Raw genomic sequence first — 21049 nt, 5'->3', positions numbered from 1 at the left:
ATGTTCCCTCGCTTACAAGCTCTTGAGTTGCAGGGCCGGCGCGATGCGGCTGGCACGCAGCGCGGGAAACACGCCGGCAGCGAGGCTGCAGGCCACGGCCAGGACGAAGGTGCCGGCAAACATCGGCACGTCCAAGTGCGCCAGATCGGCGTAGGCGGTGGGTTGCTGGCGCACGCTCCATAGCCCGATCAGGGTCAGCAGCCAGCCGCCGCTGCCACCGATGATGCCGATCACGCTGGCTTCGACCAGGCACTGGGCGAAGATCGCGCGCCTGGATGCACCCAGCGCGCGGCGCACGCCGATTTCACCGCCACGGCGCAGGAACTTCGCCAGTAGCAGGCCGACGCTGTTGAACAGACACAGGCCCAGAAACGCCAGCGCCAGCCAGTTCTGTAGGCGCACGTCGTCGGGTACGACCCGGTTGTGGTCCAGCCATTGCGGCAGGGATAGCAAGCGTGCCGTGTCGGGGTGGCCGATGCGTCCAGCGGCGTGTTGTTCGGCGGCGTAATCGGCGAGCAGGCGACGGTAGGCGGCGACCTTGTCGGGCGAGTCCAGTTGCACCCACAACTGTAGCCATACGCATGGTGCGCTGCTCAGATCCAGTGGCTGCGTCGGAATACCGAAACAGGTCCACGGCTGTAGATTGCCGGCGTTGATCTCCAGGCTGCTGGACAGCGGCATGAACACGTCCTGCGGCTTGCCGTAGAAGCTGGCGGTATCGCCATGTGCGAAGCTGCCGCCGGCCAGTGTGTAGAACTGCGGCGAGGGCCGCCAGGGCGCCAGTACGCCGACGATGCGCACAACGGTGCCGCGCACCAGCAGGTGCTGGCCGACGCTGTTGCGGCCCTGGAACAGCTTGGTATTCAAATCGTCCGAGATCACCGCTACGCGCGCATGGTCGCGGTCATCCTGCGCGCGCCAGCCACTGCCGTCAGCGAACGGCACCTGGAACATCGGGAAAAAATCCGCTTGCGTGGACAACAGTTGGGTCATGAACGCTGGGCCGTTGCCATCGGATGGGCGCAACTTGATCTCACTCTCGGCGACCATGGCCTGGCGATCTGCGGGTACGTTCTTCCACAGATCCATCGCGGTGAGGTAGTCGAGTTTGTCGAGAGGCTGCCGGGCTTGGCTGCCGGGCGGGCGCGGGTCGATCTGCGGATAGAAGATCTGCTCGCTGCGTCCGGGCAGCGGATCGCCGGACAGCAAGCGCATTACCGTCAGCGTGGTCATGGCTGCCCCGATGCCCGCGGCGATGGACAGTACCATCAGCGCGGTGAGCACCGGGCTGCGGCGCAGGCTGCGTAGCGCCAGATGCAGGTAATAGCCGAGCATGGGTTTTCTCTTGGTCCGTTGCCGTGCCGGTTACGCGTTCGCCGCCGCGCCGTTGCCGGCATCAGTTAGCATCGGTTCGCGCAGCAGGTCGGTGGCCTGGCCGTCGACGATATGCACGTTGCGCTGCGCGCGTGCGGCCAGGTCGGGGTCGTGGGTGACCATGACGATGGTGGCGCCCTGTGTGTTGATTTCCTCCAGCAGCTCCATCACCCCGCGCGCCATCTGCGAGTCGAGGTTGCCGGTCGGTTCGTCGGCCAGCAACAGACGCGGGCTACCGGCCAGCGCACGCGCGATCGCCGCGCGCTGCTGCTGGCCGCCGGAAAGTTCGGACGGGTAATGTTTCATCCGCGACCCCAGCCCGACCCGGCCCAGCGCGTCTTCGATACGTCGCTTGCGTTCGGCGGCGGCCATGCGGCGATAGCGCAACGGCACATCGACGTTGTCGAACAGGTTCAGATCGGGGATCAAGTTGAAACCCTGGAAAATGAAACCGATTTTTTGGTTGCGCATGCGCGAGCGCGCATCGTCGTTGATATGGCTCACGTCCTGCCCGTCGAGCAGATACTGGCCGCTGCTGAAGGTTTCCAGCAGCCCGGCGATGTTGAGGAAGGTGGTTTTGCCGGAGCCCGATGGCCCGGTCACGGCGACGAATTCGCCTTCGCGCACATGCAGATCCAGCGAGCGCAACGCATGCGTCTGGACCTGTTCGGTACGAAAAACTTTGGAGACGGAGTGCATTTGCAGCATGACGGTGTTCCTTGAAAGGGGAGTGGTGTGTGGAGTCGGGATTTGCAAACGCCAACGTATTCGATTCGCTTGTGCCGTTGCTGTCGATGTTTCGTTTGCATGTTCCGAATCGCAGATGTCAGTGGATCGTCACGCGCGGCGCATCCCCGAACAAGTCGCTGCCGGAGACCACGACCCGGTCGCCCACCTGTAGGCCCGAGCGCACTTCGACTTCGCTCAGGCTGGTGACGCCCAATTGCACCGGGCGGCGGACTGCGGAGTCGCCGTCCATGACGTAAGCGAAGTGGCCGCCGGATTGTTCGACGAACGGACCGCGTTCGAGTTTGAGCACGTTGTGGCGGGTGTCCAGCAACACTCGCGCGCTCATCCGCTGGCTCTGGCGCAGGCCCGGCGGTTGTGTGTCGGTGAAACGAATGCGTGCGTTGACCTCGCCGTTGACCACTTCCGGGGACACCGCCGAGAGTGCGCCGGCGAACGGTTCGCCGGCGCCGCTGGTCAACTGCGCCGGCATGCCGATCGCCAGGTCGCGGGCAAAACTTTCCGGCACTTTGATCTCCAGTTCGAACTTGGACAGATCGACTACGCTCAACACCGGTGCGTTGGCGGCGAGGTTGGTGTGCTGCGACACCTGCACCTGGCCGACCTGACCATCGAACGGCGCGCGCAAGGTCAGCAGATCCACCTGGCGCTGCACCTCGGCGACCACCGCGCGTTGGCGCTCGGCCAGCAGGCGCTTGTTGCGCGCGTCCAGGCTCGCGCCGCGGCTCTGCAGATCGGCGTCTTTTTGCGCGTGGCGCATCGCGATATCGGCTTTTTTCAAGGTGTCCTCCGCCTTGGCCAACTCCACCTGCGGCACCGCGCCGCCAGCGTAACCGCGCTGGTAGCGCTCCAGATCGCGGCTGGCGGCCTGACGCTCGATCTGCGCCTGGTCGATGGATTTGCTGGCGTTGGCACGCGCCAGCACCGCATCCAGATCGGCGCGGCTTGCCTCCGCCTCCAGGCCGGCCAGCGTCGCTTCTTCCTGGGCCAGCTTGCTGCGCAGTTCCGGACTGTCGATCTCGGCCAGTTCCTGATCTTTTTTGACCACGTCGCCGGCGACTACTTTCAGCGTTACGGTGCCGGCGGAGATCGCGTACAGGATGGGACTGTTGGCGGCAATCAGGCGACCGTCGGCGGAGATATCGCGGACCAGGTCGCCGCGATTGACCGTGGCGATGCGGACCCGTTGCGCGTCGAACGAGCGGCTGCCGGCGATCCAGCCACGCACGGCGAAGCCGATGCCCAGCAGTAACGCCAGCCCGATCAGTCCCGGCCATAGCCAACGGCGCCAAGCGACGGTGCGGGGGAGGGTGAGGACCTGATCCTGGGCGGAGGTGTCGCGGATCATCGAGTGGTGGCAGCGTGGTAGTGAGGATGGTCCATCCCAAGCACGGCTTGTGCCAGATGCAAATAATTGAATTACATAGAATTTGTGCGGGCGAGATGGGTGTCCGGCTGTCCGCGGACGTGTTCGCGGACATCTTGTCCATTCGACGTCAATGACGAGACATTTCGTGGACACGGCGAATAAAATGCATGCTTTCGGTAAAAGGGGTGGCTATGTGCGGAATCGTCGGTGCGATTGCGGATCGCGATGTCATCGCGCACCTGATCGAGGGGCTCAAGCGCCTGGAATACCGCGGCTACGACTCCGCCGGCATCGCCGCGATTGCCGATGGTCGCGTGCATCGGGTGCGTCGTACCGGTCGCGTGGCGGAAATGGAAAGCGCCGCACTCGCTGACGGATTGCGGGCCACCGTGGGTATCGGCCACACCCGTTGGGCCACCCATGGCGGCGTCACCGAGGCCAATGCGCATCCGCACGTGAGCCATGGCGATCTGGCCCTGGTCCACAACGGTATTATCGAAAACCACGAACAGCAGCGCGAACGCCTGCGTGCGCTGGGTTATACGTTCGAATCGCAGACCGACACCGAGGTCATTGCGCACCTGATCCACCATCACATGGCCCAGGGCCGCGATCTGCTCGGCGCGTTGCAGGCGACAGTGAAGGAACTGACCGGCGCCTATGCGCTGGCGGCGCTCAGTAAGGCGTATCCAGATGTGCTGGTTTGCGCGCGCATGGGCTGCCCGTTGCTGATTGGCTTGGGCGAAGGCGAACATTTCATCGCTTCCGACGTTTCAGCGGTGATCCAGGCCACGCGCCGGGTGATTTTTCTGGAGGAGGGCGACACGGCGCTGCTGCGCCGCGATGGCGTGCAGGTGTACGACGCGGCCGACCATGCGGTGCAGCGCGAGGCGCACGTCTCCGACGTCTCGCTGGCGTCGCTGGAACTGGGGCCCTACCGTCACTTCATGCAGAAGGAAATCCACGAACAGCCGCTTGCGTTGGCCGACACGTTGGAAGCGTTGTGCGATGCCGGCAGTTTCGATAGCGCGCTGTTCGGCGCCAACGCCGACGCGCTGTTGGCCGATGTGGACGGCGTGCAACTGCTGGCTTGCGGCACCAGTTACTACGCCGGGCTCACCGCGCGTTACTGGATCGAAGCCATTGCCGGCGTGCCGTGCAGCGTGGAAATCGCCAGCGAATACCGCTATCGCGACGCCTGCGCCAACCCGCGGCAATTGATCGTGACCATCTCCCAGTCCGGCGAAACCTTGGACACGATGGAAGCGCTGAAATACGCCAAGTCGCTGGGCCATACCAAGACCTTGTCGATCTGCAACGTGCCGGAGAGCGCGATCCCGCGCGCCAGCGCATTGGTGATGTACACCCGCGCCGGCGCCGAGATCGGCGTGGCCTCGACCAAGGCGTTCACCACCCAATTGGCGGCGCTGTTCCAACTTGCCTGTGTGCTGGGCAAGCAGCGCGGACGGCTGAGCGCGACGCAGGAAGCCGACTACCTGGAGCAACTACGTCATCTGCCGGGCAGCGTGCAGCACGTGCTCAACCTGGAGCCGCAGATCGCGGTGTGGGCCGAGCGTTTTGCCGACAAGCACAATGCGCTGTTTCTCGGTCGCGGACTGCATTATCCGATTGCGTTGGAGGGCGCGCTCAAACTCAAGGAAATCACCTATATCCATGCGGAAGGCTATCCCGCTGGTGAACTCAAGCATGGCCCATTGGCGTTGGTGGACGCGACCATGCCAGTAGTGGTGATCGCGCCCAACGATGCGCTCCTGGAAAAGGTGAAATCCAACATGCAGGAAGTGCGTGCACGCGGTGGTGAACTGTTCGTCTTCGCCGATCAGGACAGCAATTTCCATGCCTCCGAAGGCGTGCACGTGATCCGCACGCCGCGTCACGCTGGCCTGCTCAGCCCGGTGCTGCACACCGTGCCGGTGCAATTGCTTGCCTACCACACTGCGCTGGCGCGCGGCACGGATGTGGACAAGCCGCGCAATTTGGCTAAGTCGGTGACGGTGGAGTAGTTTTCGGTGGTATTGCGGGGTGCTGTTATTCACGTTGCCAATAAAGTTAGATGCCGAAGACGCGATATCTACGATGCTTGTAATCGAAGCGATTCCTTCGGCTTGGTCTTAAATCTATTGGCTGCCTGAGTAATGCCCGAGCGTGGTCCTGGTCAAAGTTCGTCTGGCACTGACCAAAGCTCTTCAAGGTTCACATCGTCACTGCTGGGCCGGTGTTCCTTGAGGAGCGGATCAATCTTCAGGATCATGGGTAGGTCGAATGCCGTGCCCGTGACGACGCAGCAGCCCTTGGTCAAGGTCGGGATGAGGGCCTTTGAACTCGAATCCAGAGTGCTGATGGTGTTGTCCAGCAGAATGAGGTCGCGCTCGTTCACTAGTCGGTGGATAAAGAAGTTGTGGATCTGGGAAATGATAGTAGGAGAGATGTCGGCTGGTCGCTGACTGGAGAGTGTCAGGTAGACCCCGTACTTGCGTCCCTCTTTGATAATTTCTTCAAAGAGTTCCAGTCGATAATCCTTCCAGATTTCATGCTCACGGGTGGACTGTTCTGACAGGATGTTGTGTGCTTCATCAATGATAAAGTGAAGAGTATTGCTTGGTGGACTCTTCAGGTTTTCCGATTCCTTGTGATTGGTATAGAAGTTTTTGGCGATGAGCAATGGCAAAATTTTCTTTATCTCGTTTTTGCATTTCTTCAGAGAGATTACCTGCAAGTGATGTTTTTCTGGAATATTATTTGTAATTTTAATCACTTTGCTAAGGCCAGTGATGGATGATTTGGCTCTGGCAAGCACTGGTTGAATGTGCTCGTACTGGGCATAGCCGAGCACGACATCTGAGCATAGTTGGAGGTAGCACCTCAAGATAAATTCGTCGAGCTGATCTATTTTATCTATGCCTACATGATTATTAATGATGGGGAGGATATCGTTTCTAAAGACATCACCATTTGAGTTAAGGTAATTGCCATTCTTGTGCCTGAAGTATTTATCTTTGTTGTAGTATGTGATGTCATTTAAATAGTCCTGTAGCTGTGTGCATTTAATTATCCGTGCAATTTCGCGGGTTGTGTCCAATGCATCTGGCTTGGCTTCACCTGCGCTAAAGACTTTTGAAAAAACATTTTTAACATATTCCTTCAATGGTTGATCTTTGAACTTTTCCTTACCAGAAATAACGCGTCGCAAGAATGGTTGCTGTGTATTGGTGGTTGCTTGGAAAAGAAGGCTCAGTGTTTCGACATCCCAAAAGTGAACTGCTTCAATTTCGAATTTGTCCTTGGATTTTTGTGAATTCAATACAATTATCTTTTTTTCCTCAGTGGGTAAGATCTGGTTTTCAGTGTATTCGCCATTGAAATCAATGATGACGAACTGGCTCTTGTTCTTCAGTGCCGTTAGTTTCTCGTTGAAGAGAGTCGTATATAGCTTCGTTAGTGTGTTGGACTTGCCGCTTCCAGTGTTGCCAAAAATACCAAGGTGGCTGTTGAAAATTTGGGTCCATGGAAGGCTGATAGTCACGTTTTCTTTGAGCATCGATCCAATGGAAAAACTGCTCTTGCCCTCCGTCCCATAGATTTTTCCGACCATGAGTTCGCTGAGCAGTGATGCCTTGTCCCTGATCATCGGCATGTACTTCACGCCCTCAAAGAACTTGTCATCCACGATGTAGCCGATGGGGCGTACATCTACCTTTCGAATGTACTGGGTCTTCTCCGCATTAGCCTCTAGCTTCTTTTCGTCCAGAAATTCGCCTTCAACAAGGCAGACAATGTCTATGAAGCCGCGCTGGATGGAAACATGTTCCCTGAGTGAAACTCCGCGATACTTCACGCCTTCATAGAAGATGGTTTCTTGGCTGGAGTCTTCAAAAATTCGAAGGGATATGCGTACCCCGCTGACTGCGATAACTTCGCCTACGACGATGCTCATTGTGTATCCTTGTCTTCAGCTGGAGGCTCGTATTTCTCAGCCTTGAGAGAGAAAATGTACTTATTGAAGTTGGTGAAGTCGATGTTCAACTCTTTAGGCGGCCTAATAACCTCGACGTTCTTCCAGGGTTTGAATTCGCCCGACATCGTGTCCGCACTGCTTTCGCTATAGCAGCAGATGAAGGTCTGAAGTTGCGGGTTGGAAAGTGAGCGTTGTACGAGCTTCAGAATATGCTCATCGGCAAACGAAAAGCCGAATGTGATGAGTACGGAATTTGGCTTCTCAAGCTCGTAGCTTAATAGCCTGAGCATCTGATAGTAGTGTTCTTCAAATACAGTCTCGTGAAACTTCCACTTAGTAGGATTTACAATGGGGAGTTCTTTGTATTTAACCCAAAATGTGTCCATCTGTTTTTTGCTTAACGGAAAGTGCGGGATGTTTTTGGTCTCGTTGCCATTTGTGGTAAGGAATGATGAATATTTATTTAGTTTTCCGATGCAGCTTTTTGTCAGGATGTTTTTAAAGTCATTGTGGTAATCGACTTTAATTTTCTCTCCGCTTTTAGACCAATATACAGAACCGTGAAGATGGATGATATTGACCTGTGGGATGCCGTAGTTGTTGCGTTCAAATACTCCGGCTTGGCACTGGAATGTATTGAAGTTCTTGGGATGCAGGTACCTTCTATGAAATCCTGAAGTGCCATCGTTCACGACGAAATCATGCGATCCCTTCGTGAGAATACTGTCAGCCGTATAAGCCAAGCATCCGTCGTAGTTGGTCGTGAAGATGTTGATCTTGCGGTTGAGATCTTTCCTTCTGTCGAGCAGCCCTAAAAGGGTTGTCAAGAATGTCTCATAGTTATTGAGATTTTCTTTATCTGGGCCTGATTTAACGGATTTTGGATCGAAGGTCTGAACTGGGAAAATGCACGTATTGTAGTAGTGCATGAACAGCGGAGTTAGCTTTTCAGTAGAGTCTTCAAAATTTGTGGCGAGAGTCTCAATCGTTTCGTTGGTCCCATCGGCTTTCTTGATGGCAAGCGCAAGTGTTGGGAATAATTCTGCTGAGGCGCCAGAGCCAATGAGAATGTTGATGTTTTTGTTGTATATGTCTCCTGGGTCAATCGATTTAAACATATTTACTCCTTTTTTAAATTTTGTACCGGGCCGAGCCTAGACTTTTCAGTACTCCAAATCCTCACGCCTTACTGGCGACTTCAGTAGCGAAGCAGTTTAGATGCACTGGTGATGGTAGTGGATGCTAGGTGCACAGCGTTGACGTTCTGGTCCGGCTTGCCGGACATGCGCGCACAAGCAATCCGGGCCCCCCAAGTGGCGTGATCCACCTTTTCGGTGTATTTGCCGAGATCGTGCAATTGCCCCGCGACCCGGGCCAGCAGTTGTCCGCCGAAGGGTTCGGCGTGGCGCGCGGCACGCTCGCCGACGCCGTTCAGATGATCGGCCAGACCTTGCCAGTCGCGACGATCGCTGCGTTCGGTCGAATGCGCATAGAACGCCATCGTGTCTCCCTGTCTCCATTCCATAGAGGGCGTGCCCTGGAACCGCCGCCGATGCGCCGAGCATACGCTGGCCGTGCGTGGGGGATGCAGACAAATCGCAGGAGCATGCTGGGGTCGTGCCGACCGCTACCAAGCGCCGTGCGGCGGCCTTTGGGCAGGCGCACGGCACGGCGCTTTACCTCATCGCGTGGGCGGTGTTGCGGTCGCGGGGAAACGCTGGTCCAGCAATTCGATCAAGTTACGTTTGCGTTGATAACGCTGCCGCAGTTGCGCAAGGTAATGGTCGAAGCGGGTTGGGTCGCCCTGGTGGCGATAGATCCGTTGCAGCGTCGGTAACAAGTCCACTGCCGCCAGATACTCTTGGTGCTGGGTGCGCGCGATGGCGGTTTCGATCAGGTGCTCGCAGATCGGCAGGGTGGCGGTTGGATCGAGTGCTTCTGCCTCGGTCAGCAGGTACGTCAAGGTTCGGGACGAGAACGTCGGGATGTGTCCTTGCGCCATGTCCAGGGCGTGCTGCGCTTGTCCTTCGGGAAGCAACAGGCAGATGCGCAGCTCACGCACACTGGTACCCCAGCGCCGCGCTGTGCGGTCATCGAGTGCTTCCAACGCACGTTCGCGCCATGGCGCCCAGGGGGCGAGTGCCAGTGCGGCTTCGCGCAGTGCCAGGTAGGTGCTTTCCATCGGCCGCTGGCGCTTTGCCCGCGGCCTAAAGACACGCGACAATGCACGGTATAGCCGATGTTCGGCGTTCCTCGGTTTCGCGCTCATTGGTCGGAACATACGTCGCCGCACTGTCGGCCCTGCTTTCTTCTCCTGTCAGAGGTCATCCATCGCGTCATGTCGAATACGCCCAAAATCCTTTACACGCTCACCGATGAAGCTCCGTACCTGGCGACGCAGTCGCTGCTGCCGATCGTCGCGGCGTTTGCCGGTACCGCGGGCATCGCGATGGAGACGCGCGACATCTCATTGGCCGGTCGTTTGATCGCGCAGTTTCCGGAGTCTCTGCGCGAGGACCAGCGCATCGCCGACGATCTTGCCGAATTGGGGCAGCTGGCCACCACGCCGGAAGCCAACATCATCAAGTTGCCCAACATCAGCGCCTCGGTGCCGCAGCTCAAGGCGGCGATCAAGGAACTGCAGCAGCAGGGCTATGCGTTGCCCGATTACGTGGACGAGCCGAAGAACGCGCAGGAGCGCGACGCCAAGGCGCGCTACGACCGGGTCAAGGGCAGTGCGGTCAATCCGGTGCTGCGCGAGGGCAATTCCGACCGCCGTGCGCCAGCGTCGGTGAAGCAGTACGCGCGCAAGCATCCGCATCGCATGGGCGCGTGGAGCGCGCAGTCCAAATCGCATGTGGCGCATATGGACGCCGGCGATTTCTACGCCAGCGAGCGCTCGGCGCTGATCGAACAAGCCGGCAGCGTCAAGATCGAGTTGATCGGCAAGGACGGCACGGTGTCGGTGTTGAAGGAAAAGACCGCGGTGCAGGCCAGCGAGATCATCGATGCGGCGGTGATGAGCAAGCGTGCGCTGGCGGCCTTCGTGCAGGCGCAGATCGCCGATGCCAAGCAGCAGGGCGTGTTGTTCTCGCTGCATCTGAAGGCGACGATGATGAAGGTCTCCGACCCGATCATGTTCGGCGTGGTGGTGGAGGCGTTCTATCGCGACGTGCTGGACAAGTACGCGGCCACGCTGAAGCAGGTGGGCTTCGATGCGAACAATGGCATCGGCGATCTGTATGCGCGCATCGCGGCGTTGCCGGACGCGCAGCGCGCTTCCATCGAGGCCGATCTGCAGGCCCTGTACGCGCAGCGTCCGAGCTTGGCGATGGTCAACTCCGACAAGGGCATCACCAATTTGCACGTGCCCAGCGACGTGATCGTCGATGCCTCGATGCCGGCGATGATCCGCGACTCGGGCTGCATGTGGAACGCGCAAGGCAAGCTGCAAGATACCAAGGCGGTGATTCCGGACCGCTGCTATGCCGGTGTCTACCAGGCGGTGATCGAGGACTGCAAGCGGTATGGCGCGTTCGATCCGGCGACGATGGGCAGCGTGCCCAACGTCGGCCTGATGGCGCAGAAGGCCGAGGAATACGGTTCGCACGACAAGACCTTCCAGATCGCCGCCGATGGCGTGGTGCGGGTCAGCGCTACCAGCGGTCAGGTGCTGTTGGAGCATGCGGTGGAAGCCGGCGATATCTGGCGCATGTGCCAGACCAAGGACGCGCCGATCCAGGATTGGGTCAAGCTGGCGGTCGAGCGCGCGCGCCTGAGCGCGACCCCGGCGGTGTTCTGGCTGGATCCGCAGCGTGCCCACGATGCGTTGATGATCCAGAAGGTGGAGCGTTACTTGCGCGATCACGACGTGACTGGCCTGGATATCCGTATCCTGCCGCCGGTGGAGGCCACCGCGTTGTCGTTGCAGCGCATTCGCAAGGGCGAGGACACCATTTCGGTGACCGGCAACGTGCTGCGCGATTACCTCACCGACCTGTTCCCGATCATGGAACTGGGCACCAGCGCGAAGATGCTGTCGATCGTGCCGTTGATGGCCGGTGGCGGCCTGTTCGAGACCGGTGCCGGCGGTTCGGCGCCCAAGCACGTGCAGCAGTTCGTCGAAGAGAATTATTTGCGCTGGGATTCGTTGGGCGAGTTCCTGGCCCTGGCCGCGTCGCTGGAACATCTGGGTCAGCGTCACCACAGTGCCACCATCGGCGTGCTGGCGCGCACCCTGGATCAGGCCAACGGTCGGTTCCTGGACACCGACAAGTCGCCCTCGCGTCAGGTGGGGGGGCTGGACAACCGTGGCAGTCACTTCTACCTCGCGCTGTACTGGGCGCAGGCGCTGGCCGCCCAGCACGAGGACGCCGCGTTGCAGGCGCGCTTCGCGCCGCTGGCCAAACGGCTGACCGAGCAGGAAGCGACCATCGTCGCCGAACTCAACGGCGTGCAGGGCCAGCCGGTGGACATCGCCGGTTATTACCGCCCGGACCTGGCCAAGGTGGCCGCTGCGATGCGACCGAGCAAGACCTTCAACGACGCGCTGGCGTTGTTGTCGGCCTGAGTCGTCGCACGTCACGCACCCGCTGCCGCAGATCGCGGTCGCGGGTGTGTGTGGGGCCGTTGTGCTGCTGCGTGCGTCGTGACGCCGCTCGATAGACAGACGCTCGGATCGTCCGCTGCGCAGCGTCGGCGGGCATTGACCGCCAGAAACGCAAACGCCCCGCCGAAGCGGGGCGTTTGGGGCGAAGCGGCGCCGGACTTCAGCGCTTCATCGAGCTGAAGAACTCGTCGTTGGACTTGGTGTTCTTCATCTTGTCCAGCAGGAATTCCATCGCGGCGATCTCGTCCATCGGGTGGAGCAATTTGCGCAGGATCCAGATCTTCTGCAGCAGTTCCGGATCGATCAACAGGTCTTCGCGGCGGGTACCGGAGCGGTTGATGTCGATGGCCGGGTACACGCGCTTCTCGGCGATGCGGCGGTTCAGATGCACTTCGCTGTTGCCGGTGCCCTTGAACTCTTCGTAGATCACCTCGTCCATCTTGCTGCCGGTCTCCACCAGCGCCGTGGCGATGATGGTCAGCGAACCGCCTTCCTCGACATTGCGCGCCGCGCCGAAGAAGCGCTTCGGACGGTGCAGCGCATTGGCGTCGACGCCGCCGCTGAGTACCTTGCCGGAGGACGGCACCACGTTGTTGTAGGCGCGGGCCAGGCGGGTGATCGAGTCGAGCAGGATCACCACGTCCTTCTTGTGCTCGACCAGGCGCTTGGCGCGCTCGATCACCATTTCGGCGACCTGCACGTGGCGCGCGGCCGGTTCGTCGAAGGTGGAGGAGATGACCTCGCCGCGCACGGTGCGCTGCATTTCGGTCACTTCTTCCGGGCGTTCGTCGATCAACAGCACGATCAGGTGCACGTCCGGATGGTTGGTGGTGATCGCCGTGGCCACCTGCTGCATCAGCATGGTTTTACCGGCCTTGGGCGGGGACACGATCAGCGCGCGTTGGCCTTTGCCTTGCGGCGCCATCAGGTCGAGGATGCGGCCGGAGATGTCTTCGGAGGAACCGTTGCCGCGTTCCAGGGTGAAGCGCTTGCGCGGGAACAGCGCGGTCAGGTTCTCGAACAGGACCTTGTTCTTGCTCGCTTCCAGCGGCTCGCCGTTGATGGTGTCGACGATCGACAAGGCGAAATAGCGTTCGCCGTCCTTGGGAAAACGGATGCGACCGGAGAGATGGTCGCCGGTGCGCAGGTTGAAGCGGCGGATCTGGCTGGGCGAGATGTAGGTGTCGTCCGGGCCGGCCAGGTAGCTGGCCTCGGCCGCGCGCAGGAAGCCGAAGCCGTCCGGCAGGATCTCCAGCACGCCGTCGGCGGCGACGCCTTCGCCGTGGCGGGTGAGCACCTTGAGCAGCGCGAAGATCACATCTTGCTTGCGCGCACGCGCCACGCCGTCTTGGATGTTGAGTTGTTCGGCGATGTCGAGCAGCTTCTGCGCCGGCATCCGCTTCAGGTCGCTCAAGGAGTAGATCGGGAAGCCTTCAGGCACGCTGGCGTGCACCCGCGGGACGAAGACTTCGTTGGCGCCGTTGTCGCTGGGCAGGCCGTTGTCCTGGAAGCGCTCGCGGTTGCGGTCGCGGCGATTGCGGAAGCGGTCGCGGCGATTGCCCTGCTGATTGTTGTTCTGGTTCTGATTGTTGAAGCGCGGGTTGCCGCCTTCGCGCGGCTCTCCGCCATCGTTGGCGTTGCTGGCGTGTGGCGGCGGAGCCGGTTGCTCGCCGTTGCTGGCTGCGCCGCCATGGCTGGATGGCGCCGGTGCATGTTCTTGGGCAACTGGGCGGGGCGCATCGGCCTGGACCGGCGCAGCGGGCAGCGGCAGGTTCGGCTGCGCAGGCGTACCGTGGTCGGCGCCACCCTCGGTGTCAGCCGTGGCCCTGTTGACGCGCGGCTTGCGCACGCGTTTCTCGGCGGGAGCGTCGATGCTCCCGGGTTCGGAGATGGTGTGATCGGACAAAGTGGTGGTTCCTCGCTTAAGAGTGCGAGCACCCAAACGTAGGGAGCAAATGGATTGGGAGCGGGTCTGGGAGAGAAACTTCCAGAGGGGGTGCGGTGCGCGAATGCCACCGGATGCGCCGACACTATCACCGCCGTGTAACCACGGCAAGCCCGCGCTTGCAGGCGGTTCAGCTACCAGCGTAAGGCCATCGGCGTACCCGCGTGCCGCTACGGAACGGAGCGGCTCGCCACGGCGGGCGTCAGGCGGCTGCGCCGCCCAGAGTCTTGTCGATCATCTGGGTCAGCTGGCCCTTGCCGACCGCACCGATCTGGGTGGCCTGGATCTGGCCGTTCTTGAACAGCAGCAGCATCGGAATCGAGCGGACGTGGTACTTGATGGCCGTGGCGCGGTTCTCGTCCACATTGATCTTCGCCACCTTCAGCCGGCCGTCGTAGGCCTCGGCGAGATCGTCTAGGACCGGCGCGATCATCTTGCACGGGCCGCACCATTCGGCCCAGAAATCCACTAGGACCGCCTCGTCCGATTGCAGCACCGCGGTATCGAAATCGGCGTCGCCGACGTGTAGGACCTTGTCGCTCACTTTGGAAAATCTCCTGGGTCAATGCGAGCGACCGGACCGGGTGGCCGCCGCATTGCGGTAAACTGGGGTATTGCGCGTCGAAATCAAGGGATTCCCCCTGTCGCGCGACCCGGTATGGAAGACGCCAGTGTGCGACGCTGCCGGGACCGACGCAAGCTGCGACCTTACGCCTTGGGCGGGGGTGGCCCCAAGAAGATGGAAAGATGAGCGACAAACCGCTGACAGATTTGACTTTTTCCGCGTTCGACCTGCAACCGGCGCTGCTGGCAGGGCTAGAAGGCGCTGGCTTTACCCGCTGTACGCCGATCCAGGCGCTGACCCTGCCGGTGGCCTTGCCGGGCCGCGACGTGGCCGGGCAGGCCCAGACCGGCACCGGCAAGACACTGGCGTTCCTAGTGGCGGTGATGAACCGTCTGCTCAGCCGCCCGGCGTTGGCCGATCGCAAGCCGGAGGACCCGCGTGCGCTGATCCTGGCGCCGACCCGCGAACTAGCGATCCAGATCCACAAGGACGCGGTCAAGTTCGGCGCCGACCTCGGTCTGCGTTTTGCGCTGGTCTATGGCGGTGTGGATTACGACAAACAGCGCGAACTGCTGCAGCAGGGCGTGGATGTGATCATCGCCACCCCTGGGCGGCTGATCGACTACGTCAAACAGCACAAAGTGGTGTCCCTGCACGCCTGCGAGATCTGCGTGCTGGACGAAGCCGACCGCATGTTCGATCTGGGTTTCATCAAGGACATCCGTTTTCTGCTGCGGCGCATGCCCGAGCGCGGGACTCGGCAGACCTTGCTGTTCTCGGCCACGCTCAGCCATCGCGTGCTGGAGCTGGCCTATGAGCACATGAACGAGCCGGAAAAGCTCGTTGTCGAAACCGAAAGCATCACCGCCGCGCGCGTGCGCCAGCGCATCTATTTCCCCGCCGACGAGGAGAAGCTGACCCTGCTGCTGGGCCTGCTGTCGCGCAGCGAGGGCGCGCGCACCATGGTGTTCGTCAACACCAAAGCGTTCGTCGAGCGCGTGGCGCGGGCGCTGGAACGCAACGGCTACCGGGTCGGCGTGCTTTCCGGCGACGTGCCGCAAAAGAAGCGCGAGACGCTGCTCAACCGCTTCCAGAAGGGCCAGTTGGAAATCCTGGTGGTCACCGACGTGGCCGCGCGCGGCCTGCATATCGACGGGGTCAAATACGTCTACAACTATGACCTGCCGTTCGACGCGGAGGATTACGTGCACCGCATCGGCCGCACTGCGCGGCTGGGCGAGGAAGGCGATGCGATCAGTTTCGCCTGCGAACGCTACGCGATGAGCCTGCCGGACATCGAGGCCTACATCGAGCAGAAGATCCCGGTCGAGCCGGTGACGGCGGAGCTGCTGGTGGCACTGCCACGCACCCCGCGCGTGGCGGTGGAAGGCGAGGCCGAGGGTGATGACAGCATCGGTGAGATCTTCCGCGAGGCGCGCGCTCAGCGCGAGGCCGACGAGCAACGTCGCGGCGGCGGCAAGTCCGGCGGTGGCCGTAGCGGCCCTGGTGGGCGCGGTGAATCGCGCGGTGCCGATGGCAACCCACGACGCCGGCCACGCACCCCGCGCCCAGTCGACGCCGCCGCAGTGACCGATGCTCCTGCGCCCGCCGTACCGAAGCCTGCCCGCGTGGCCGCCGAGGGCGTGCCGCTGGTAGAGGGCGAGCGTCCGCCGCGTAAGCGCCGGCGCCGTCGCGGTGGGCGGCCACTGGACGCAGCCGAGGGCGTGCAGTCCGGCAACGTCGCGGTGTCGGCCAAGCCGGTGCAGGTCGTGGCTACGCCGGTCAAGGCCGCACGCCAGGGCGAGCGCGCGGCGGCGTCGGTCAAGAACGATTCGTTCTTGACCCGTCTCGGCCGCAAGCTGCGTTCGCTGGTCTCCGGTTCCTGAGCCGCGGCGTCCGTCCGCCGTGCGCTGTATGTGTTCGGTGGACGAATACCCTGGGCGCTCCGGCATAATCGTCTGATGAGCGTTCTACGATTCGACAATGTCAGTAAACAATACGCCGGCGGCCATACGGCGTTGGTGGATGTCAGCTTCCAGGTGGAGGAGGGCGAGATGCTGTTCGTCACCGGTCATTCCGGTGCGGGCAAGAGCACCTTGCTCAAGCTCATCCACCTCAGCGAGCGGCCCACCCACGGTGCGGTGCTGTTCGATGAGCGTAACCTGCTCAAAGTGCGTGGGCGGCGCGTGCCGTTGCATCGGCGCGAGGTCGGCGCGGTCTACCAAGACCATCGCTTGCTCAACGATCGCAGCATCGCCGAGAACGTTGCACTGCCGTTGATTCTGCGCGGCACCCGCCGCGCCGAGATCGGCAAACGCGTGCGCTCGGTGCTCGAACGCATGGGCCTGGGGCATCGCGAGAAAGCCTTGCCCTCGCAGTTGTCGGCCGGCGAACAGCAGCGCGTTGGCATCGCCCGGGCGATGGTCGGCGAGCCGCGGTTGCTGGTTGCCGACGAACCCACCGGCAACCTCGACCCGACCCTGTCTGCCGAGATCATGCAACTGTTCGCGCAACTGCCGGCGCGCGGTACCAGCGTGCTGGTGGTCAGCCACGATCTGGCGCTGCTCAGACAGATGCGCAAGCGCGTACTGATCCTGGATCATGGCCGTCTGGTCGACGATATTTCTCCGCAGGATCTGGCCGAATGAGCGCACGCAATACCGGCGCCACCGCGCCATCGCGTCTGGGCGTGTGGTGTGACCACCACCTGCATAGCATCGTCTATAGCCTCGGCCGCGCCATGCGCAAGCCATGGGCCACGCTGTTGACGATGGCGGTGATGGCCCTGGCTTTCACCCTGCCATTGGGGTTGTCGATCGCGCTGGATAACCTCAAGCAGTTCGCCGGCACGGTGCAGCAGTCGCGCGAGATCAACGTGTTCCTGAAGACCAATGTGGATGTCGCCGCAGCACAGACGCTGGCGCAGACGTTGCGTGGGCGTGTCGATGTCGCCGCAGTGAACTTGCGTACACCTGCGCAGGGCATGGCCGAACTGCGCGATAGCGCTGGGCTGGGGGAGGCGCTGGATGCCCTGCACGACAATCCATTGCCGACATTGCTGACCGTGATCCCCGCCGTAGCCGACGACACCCCGCTGGCGATGGCGTTGAGCGCCTTGCCGCAAGCCGATTTGGTCCAGCACGACGCGCTGTGGCGTAAACGCCTGGACGGTTGGCTGCATTTCGGTCAGCGCCTGGTGCAGGTGTTGTCGCTGCTGCTCGGCGTTGGTGCGGTGCTTGTGGTCGGCAACACCGTGCGCCTGGATATCCAGGCGCGGCGCGAGGAAATCGGCGTGCTGCAATTGCTCGGCGCCAGCGATGGCTTCATCCGTCGCCCGTTCCTGTACCTTGGGGCCTGGTATGGCTTCGGCGCCGGTGTGTTGGCGCTGGCATTGCTTGCCGTCGCCGGTGCGGCACTGGGGCCGTCGCTGGCGGCGCTGGCGGACAGCTACGGTAGCCATTTCCTGCTGCATGGACTGGACGTATTACACGTGCCGCTGGTTCTGCTCGGCACCTTGTTGCTTGGCTGGCTCGGCGCCTGGCTGGTGACTGGCCACTTCCTGCGTCAGACACGGCCCACCGATACGTGAAGTGCGCATGTCTGTGCACGAGTTCAAGCACCTGATCAACGCCGCCCCGCGGGTGATGGTGGTCGATGGATCCAAGCTGGTGCGCAAGCTGATCGCCGATGTGTTGCACCGCGAGTTGCTGGATGTCGAGGTGGTCGGCTGCGCCAGCATCGCCGAGGCGCGTGCGGCGCTGGAGGCTGGCCCGGTCGATCTGGTCACCACCTCGCTGGCGCTACCCGATGGCGACGGCCTGGCCTTGGCGCGCAGCGTGCGCGAGGTCGCTGGGCAGGCTTATGTGCCAGTGATCGTGGTTTCTGGCGATGCTCAGCGGCATTTGGTGGAGCGGCGATTTACCGAATACGTCACCGACTATTTCGACAAGGCCCTGGGCCACAAGGCGTTGGCGACCTTCGTCCGCGGCTATGTGCAGCCGCAGCCGATGGTTGGGGCAACCGTCCTTTATATCGAGGACAGCCGGGTGGTGGCCGAGGCGACCAAGCGCATGCTCGAGCGCCAGCGATTGCAGGTGCTGCATGTCTTGAGCGCCGAGGAGGCGTTCGTTTTGCTGACCGCCGAATCCCTTGGTCACACCACGCACCGCATCGATCTTGTGTTGACCGACGTCACCCTCAAGGGTGAACTCAACGGTCGCGACGTGGTCCAGCGGATCCGCTTGGATTTTGCCTACGGCAAGCGGCGCATGCCGGTGTTGGTGATGACCGGCGACAGTAATCCTTACAATCAGTCCGCGCTGCTGCTTGCTGGCGCCAATGACTTGGTGCAAAAGCCGATCGAAGAGCGTTTGCTGGTGACCAAGGTGTTGTTCCAGTTGCGTCTAGCCAGGCTCAATTAGGAACGCGGTGACCTTTTGACTTGACGTGCCGAGTCCGTATGCAATGACCAACAACGAAGACGAGAGCCGGATCCAGTTGGAGCCGTCGTGGAAGGCGCAGGTCGGCGACTGGCTGTTGCGCCCGGAAATGCGCGAGTTGGCCGCCTATCTGCGCCAGCGCAAGGCGGCCGGCGCACACGTGTTCCCGCCGGGACGGCAGATCTTCGCCGCATTCCAGGCTACCCCGTTCGATGCGGTGAAGGTGGTGATCCTGGGCCAGGATCCTTACCACGGGCGTGGTCAGGCGCATGGCTTGTGTTTCTCGGTGCTGCCCGGCGTGCCGGTGCCGCCATCCCTGCTTAACATCTACAAAGAGATCGAGGACGACTTGGGCATCCGCCGTCCCGATCATGGCTGCCTGCTGCCCTGGGCGCAGCGCGGTGTGCTGCTGCTCAATGCGGTGCTCACGGTCGAGGAAGGCCGTGCCGGTGCCCACCAGGGCAAAGGCTGGGAAGGCTTCACCGACCACGTGGTGGAGACACTCAACCGCGAGCGCGAGGGGCTGGTGTTCCTGTTATGGGGGAGTTATGCGCAGGCCAAGGGCAAGGTCATCGATACCCGGCGCCACCGGGTGCTGAAGGCGCCGCATCCCTCGCCGCTGTCCGCGCACCGTGGTTTCCTGGGCTGCAAGCATTTCTCCGCCGCCAACGAATACCTGTGCCGTCGGGGGAGCGCCCCGATCGACTGGAGCCTGCCGGCGCGCGTAGATCTGGAAGCGCGGGGTTACCCGATGCCTGAACTGTGATGGGATGTCGCGTCGACACGGGGGCTGTATGGACGCCATTTTCGCGAAGCGGGTGCTAAATTCGTAACCCAAACGGGCTGCTTCATTGTTCCGTCCGATCGTTGCAATATCTCTGTCATGGCATTTTTTTTGACTCGAATGTTTCATAAACAGAACGAAGGAACTTTTTACTGAACCCGGCAGTCCAATTAGTTGACTGCTAAGATGACCACTATGAGCCAGACTCTTCCTACCACCGCATTGGTGGCCAACAATCTTCCGATTCCCAGTCCGCTCGGTTCGCTGGATGCCTACATCGGCGCCGTGCACCAGATCCCGGTGCTGACGTCCGAGGAGGAGCACGCCTTGGCGGTGCGCTACCGCGACCAGGAGGACCTGGATGCGGCCCGCGAACTGGTCCATTCCCACTTGCGCTTCGTGGTCCATGTAGCCCGCGGCTACAACGGCTATGGTCTGCCGCTGGGCGATCTTGTTCAGGAGGGCAACATCGGCCTGATGAAGGCGGTCAAGCGCTTCGACCCGGACATGGGCGTGCGTTTGGTCAGCTTCGCGGTGCACTGGATCCGTGCCGAGATGCACGAATACATTCTGAAGAACTGGCGTATCGTCAAGGTCGCTACGACCAAGGCGCAGCGCAAGCTGTTCTTCAACCTGCGCAAGTCCAAGACCCGCCTGGGCTGGATGAACGCGGCAGAAGTGACGGCGGTCGCTAAGGACCTCAACGTGTCCGAGCGCGAGGTGCTGGAGATGGAATCGCGTCTGTCAGGTCGCGACATCGGCTTCGACGCCCCGTCCGACGAGGACGACGATCATGCGCCGCCCTCGCCGGCTGCCTATCTGATGGCCAACGAGGAAGATCCTTCGCAGGCCTACGAACGTGCCGACAGCGATGACAATCAACTGCAACTGTTGCGCGAAGGCTTGGCGGAATTGGATGCGCGCTCGCGCGACATCATCGAGCGTCGCTGGTTGGACGCGGACAGTAAGATCACGCTACAGGAACTAGCCGACGAGTATGGCGTTTCGGCCGAACGCATCCGCCAGATCGAGGCCAACGCGCTGAAGAAGATGAAGGCGCTGTTCGTCGCCTGATACGCCTGCACGCCGCCCGAATCCGGAAGGCATAAACGCCCGTTTTGGCCCCATGACAGCCGGTTAAAGCTGCCGTTGGCTTGAGACGCAACTGGACTAAGCTTGGATCGACAAGCGCAGCCTAACAAGCCCGCCCGCCAGCGCTTAGGCGAAGCATCTGGCGGAGC

At 61.3% G+C, this 21049-nt stretch carries 16 protein-coding genes and 1 pseudogene; 8 read left to right on the top strand and 9 right to left on the bottom strand.

Translation table 11 applies throughout. From position 1 onward, the window contains the following. Nucleotides 1-12: 12 nt before the first annotated feature. From XalbCFBP2523_RS04255 to XalbCFBP2523_RS04245, 3 genes are all read right to left on the bottom strand, one after another. Nucleotides 13-1335, bottom strand: coding sequence for an ABC transporter permease (locus XalbCFBP2523_RS04255; protein ID WP_045766386.1), 1323 nt, complete (start codon nt 1333-1335; stop codon nt 13-15). A 30-nt stretch (nt 1336-1365) separates the two neighbouring features. After that, nucleotides 1366-2082, bottom strand: a complete 717-nt coding sequence (locus XalbCFBP2523_RS04250) for an ABC transporter ATP-binding protein (RefSeq protein ID WP_045766385.1) — start codon at nt 2080-2082, stop codon at nt 1366-1368. Between the two features lie 118 nt (nt 2083-2200). Then, nucleotides 2201-3469, bottom strand: coding sequence for an efflux RND transporter periplasmic adaptor subunit (locus XalbCFBP2523_RS04245; RefSeq protein WP_045761074.1), 1269 nt, complete (start codon nt 3467-3469; stop codon nt 2201-2203). A 212-nt stretch (nt 3470-3681) separates the two neighbouring features. Between XalbCFBP2523_RS04245 and glmS the strand changes: the two genes are divergently transcribed. Beyond that, nucleotides 3682-5514, top strand: coding sequence for a glutamine--fructose-6-phosphate transaminase (isomerizing) (glmS, locus tag XalbCFBP2523_RS04240; protein ID WP_045766384.1), 1833 nt, complete (start codon nt 3682-3684; stop codon nt 5512-5514). A 152-nt stretch (nt 5515-5666) separates the two neighbouring features. On the opposite strand, the gene XalbCFBP2523_RS04235 is transcribed toward glmS, so the two are convergent. From XalbCFBP2523_RS04235 to XalbCFBP2523_RS04220, 4 genes and pseudogenes are all read right to left on the bottom strand, one after another. Further along, on the bottom strand, nt 5667-7445 hold the full coding sequence (locus XalbCFBP2523_RS04235; RefSeq protein ID WP_045766383.1) for an ATP-binding protein: 1779 nt from the start codon (nt 7443-7445) through the stop codon (nt 5667-5669). After that, entirely contained in the window at nt 7442-8584 is a 1143-nt protein-coding gene (locus tag XalbCFBP2523_RS04230) for an SIR2 family protein (RefSeq protein WP_045766382.1), read from the bottom strand. Before XalbCFBP2523_RS04230 ends, XalbCFBP2523_RS04235 begins: the two co-directional genes overlap by 4 nt. A 167-nt stretch (nt 8585-8751) precedes the next feature. After that, nucleotides 8752-8967: pseudogene (locus XalbCFBP2523_RS04225) on the bottom strand (HD domain-containing protein); the annotation flags it as partial. A 180-nt stretch (nt 8968-9147) separates the two neighbouring features. Next, the gene (locus XalbCFBP2523_RS04220) at nt 9148-9648 is read right to left on the bottom strand and encodes a hypothetical protein (RefSeq protein ID WP_052687964.1); all 501 of its coding nucleotides are present in this window, start codon (nt 9646-9648) and stop codon (nt 9148-9150) included. Between the two features lie 156 nt (nt 9649-9804). On the opposite strand from XalbCFBP2523_RS04220, the gene XalbCFBP2523_RS04215 reads away from it, so the two are divergent. Further along, nucleotides 9805-12036: an NADP-dependent isocitrate dehydrogenase gene (locus tag XalbCFBP2523_RS04215; protein ID WP_045766379.1), complete on the top strand. Its 2232-nt coding sequence runs from the start codon at nt 9805-9807 to the stop codon at nt 12034-12036. A 199-nt stretch (nt 12037-12235) separates the two neighbouring features. On the opposite strand, the gene rho is transcribed toward XalbCFBP2523_RS04215, so the two are convergent. Then, the gene (gene rho / locus XalbCFBP2523_RS04210) at nt 12236-13981 is read right to left on the bottom strand and encodes a transcription termination factor Rho (RefSeq protein ID WP_045766378.1); all 1746 of its coding nucleotides are present in this window, start codon (nt 13979-13981) and stop codon (nt 12236-12238) included. Between the two features lie 241 nt (nt 13982-14222). Continuing rightward, nucleotides 14223-14564 carry a thioredoxin TrxA gene (gene trxA, locus XalbCFBP2523_RS04205; RefSeq protein WP_012917351.1) on the bottom strand — a complete coding sequence of 114 codons (342 nt, stop codon included), beginning with the start codon at nt 14562-14564 and terminating at the stop codon, nt 14223-14225. Nucleotides 14565-14767: 203 nt separating this feature from the next. Here trxA and rhlB point away from each other — a divergent pair, with 203 nt between their 5' ends. From rhlB to rpoH, 6 genes are all read left to right on the top strand, one after another. After that, nucleotides 14768-16471 (top strand): ATP-dependent RNA helicase RhlB, encoded by a 1704-nt coding sequence (gene rhlB / locus XalbCFBP2523_RS04200; RefSeq protein ID WP_045766377.1) that lies wholly within the window; start codon nt 14768-14770, stop codon nt 16469-16471. A 75-nt stretch (nt 16472-16546) separates the two neighbouring features. After that, the gene (gene ftsE, locus XalbCFBP2523_RS04195; RefSeq protein ID WP_012917349.1) at nt 16547-17233 is read left to right on the top strand and encodes a cell division ATP-binding protein FtsE; all 687 of its coding nucleotides are present in this window, start codon (nt 16547-16549) and stop codon (nt 17231-17233) included. After that, nucleotides 17230-18174 (top strand): permease-like cell division protein FtsX, encoded by a 945-nt coding sequence (gene ftsX, locus XalbCFBP2523_RS04190; RefSeq protein ID WP_045766376.1) that lies wholly within the window; start codon nt 17230-17232, stop codon nt 18172-18174. Before ftsE ends, ftsX begins: the two co-directional genes overlap by 4 nt. Nucleotides 18175-18181: 7 nt before the next feature. Next, the gene (locus XalbCFBP2523_RS04185; RefSeq protein WP_045766833.1) at nt 18182-19006 is read left to right on the top strand and encodes a response regulator; all 825 of its coding nucleotides are present in this window, start codon (nt 18182-18184) and stop codon (nt 19004-19006) included. Nucleotides 19007-19049: 43 nt separating this feature from the next. Further along, entirely contained in the window at nt 19050-19790 is a 741-nt protein-coding gene (gene ung / locus XalbCFBP2523_RS04180) for a uracil-DNA glycosylase (protein WP_012917346.1), read from the top strand. A 213-nt stretch (nt 19791-20003) separates the two neighbouring features. Further along, a complete protein-coding gene (gene rpoH / locus XalbCFBP2523_RS04175; protein WP_012917345.1) occupies nt 20004-20882 on the top strand; it encodes an RNA polymerase sigma factor RpoH in 879 nt (292 codons plus the stop codon). Nucleotides 20883-21049: the final 167 nt, after the last annotated feature.

The sequence above is a fragment of the Xanthomonas albilineans genome, from assembly GCF_002939705.1.
GTDB lineage: Bacteria > Pseudomonadota > Gammaproteobacteria > Xanthomonadales > Xanthomonadaceae > Xanthomonas_A > Xanthomonas_A albilineans.
Note: the sequence above shows the minus strand (reverse complement) of the source record. Positions and strands in the feature narration are given on the sequence as shown.

Bases quoted from the DNA above. Each gene is read 5' to 3' on its own strand.
- XalbCFBP2523_RS04255 (WP_045766386.1), bottom strand. From the start codon at position 1,335: ATGCTCGGCTATTACCTGCATCTGGCGCTACGCAGCCTGCGCCGCAGC.
- XalbCFBP2523_RS04250 (WP_045766385.1), bottom strand. From the start codon at position 2,082: ATGCTGCAAATGCACTCCGTCTCCAAAGTTTTTCGTACCGAACAGGTC.
- XalbCFBP2523_RS04245 (WP_045761074.1), bottom strand. From the start codon at position 3,469: ATGATCCGCGACACCTCCGCCCAGGATCAGGTCCTCACCCTCCCCCGC.
- glmS (WP_045766384.1), top strand. From the start codon at position 3,682: ATGTGCGGAATCGTCGGTGCGATTGCGGATCGCGATGTCATCGCGCAC.
- XalbCFBP2523_RS04235 (WP_045766383.1), bottom strand. From the start codon at position 7,445: ATGAGCATCGTCGTAGGCGAAGTTATCGCAGTCAGCGGGGTACGCATA.
- XalbCFBP2523_RS04230 (WP_045766382.1), bottom strand. From the start codon at position 8,584: ATGTTTAAATCGATTGACCCAGGAGACATATACAACAAAAACATCAAC.
- XalbCFBP2523_RS04220 (WP_052687964.1), bottom strand. From the start codon at position 9,648: ATGGAAAGCACCTACCTGGCACTGCGCGAAGCCGCACTGGCACTCGCC.
- XalbCFBP2523_RS04215 (WP_045766379.1), top strand. From the start codon at position 9,805: ATGTCGAATACGCCCAAAATCCTTTACACGCTCACCGATGAAGCTCCG.
- rhlB (WP_045766377.1), top strand. From the start codon at position 14,768: ATGAGCGACAAACCGCTGACAGATTTGACTTTTTCCGCGTTCGACCTG.
- ftsE (WP_012917349.1), top strand. From the start codon at position 16,547: ATGAGCGTTCTACGATTCGACAATGTCAGTAAACAATACGCCGGCGGC.
- ftsX (WP_045766376.1), top strand. From the start codon at position 17,230: ATGAGCGCACGCAATACCGGCGCCACCGCGCCATCGCGTCTGGGCGTG.
- XalbCFBP2523_RS04185 (WP_045766833.1), top strand. From the start codon at position 18,182: ATGTCTGTGCACGAGTTCAAGCACCTGATCAACGCCGCCCCGCGGGTG.
- ung (WP_012917346.1), top strand. From the start codon at position 19,050: ATGACCAACAACGAAGACGAGAGCCGGATCCAGTTGGAGCCGTCGTGG.
- rpoH (WP_012917345.1), top strand. From the start codon at position 20,004: ATGAGCCAGACTCTTCCTACCACCGCATTGGTGGCCAACAATCTTCCG.